Here is a 918-nt window from a genome sequence, read left to right as displayed (position 1 = left end):
CTCGATGCGTTCCTGGACGACATGTTCCGCCGTCTCGAGGAACGTCGGTTTGAACTGGTCCGTCGTCATGATGTCCTCGATGCCCTCGGTCTGCATGAGCGCCTGCAGGAGCTCTGTCAGGATTTGTCCGTGACGGTCGGAGCGGTTCGCGGCGAGCCGGATGCGCTCGAGTTCTGTCGACACCTGCCCGTTGATCAACTCCTCGATATGACGGGAGACCTGCGTACTGATCGAGCGGGTGAGGAACTGCATGTCCCACTTCTCGTCGGCCAGTTGTCTATGTTCTTCTGCGATATGGTCGATGACCTGGCCGAGGTGGCCGAAGCGCTTGTCGTCGGCGAACTCTTCCAAATACGCGACCGTCTCCGGCTTCAATCGAAGACGGATCTGTCTCAACTCTTCCATCGTCCTCCCTCACTTTCCATATTCGATGTCCCGCTCCAGCTGTTCGAAAGCACGTTGATTCTTCAGGTGTTCGAATTCGTCGTTCATGTGCCGCTCGATCCGGTAGAGTGATTCATTGAATAGCTTTTGTTGTTTGAACGCTCGTCGGACCGGATGTTTGGGGTCTTCATTTTTCTCACATGTCGTCTGTTCTTTTGACAAGTCTCGCATCTCGGAGAGGATGGCGTTCCCCATCCGGGTGTAAAGGTCCTGTCGCTTTGTCGTCCGGTAACGCTCGGCCTTCTCCGTGTCTCCGTAGCTGCGACGATGGAACGACACCTCCTGCTCGAGCCGCTCGTTGAAGGCTTGAAACTCTGATTTGAAGTGAATGTCGATATAACTGTCAGTCAGACGGTCGAGCGATTCACGGAGTGGCTGCATCCCGTTCATGTTGTAGCGCCATTGTCGTTTATCTTCCGGCAACCGTTCATAGATGTCCTTGAATTGACGGACGAGCTCGGGACGCAGGACACG

The 918-nt window shown here is 55.0% G+C and carries 2 protein-coding genes; both read right to left on the bottom strand.

Annotated features, from left to right (window positions below):
- The coding region (locus tag EVJ30_RS15030; RefSeq protein WP_131469576.1) for a hypothetical protein at positions 1 to 405 on the bottom strand (405 nt) is incomplete at its 3' end.
- 9 nt (positions 406 to 414) lie between these two features.
- The coding region (gene mobL / locus EVJ30_RS15230; RefSeq protein WP_236636114.1) for a relaxase MobL at positions 415 to 918 on the bottom strand (504 nt) is incomplete at its 5' end.

This window comes from Exiguobacterium sp. SH5S13, from assembly GCF_004337085.1.
In the GTDB taxonomy this organism is placed as follows: domain Bacteria; phylum Bacillota; class Bacilli; order Exiguobacteriales; family Exiguobacteriaceae; genus Exiguobacterium; species Exiguobacterium aurantiacum_A.
Note: the sequence above shows the minus strand (reverse complement) of the source record. Positions and strands in the feature narration are given on the sequence as shown.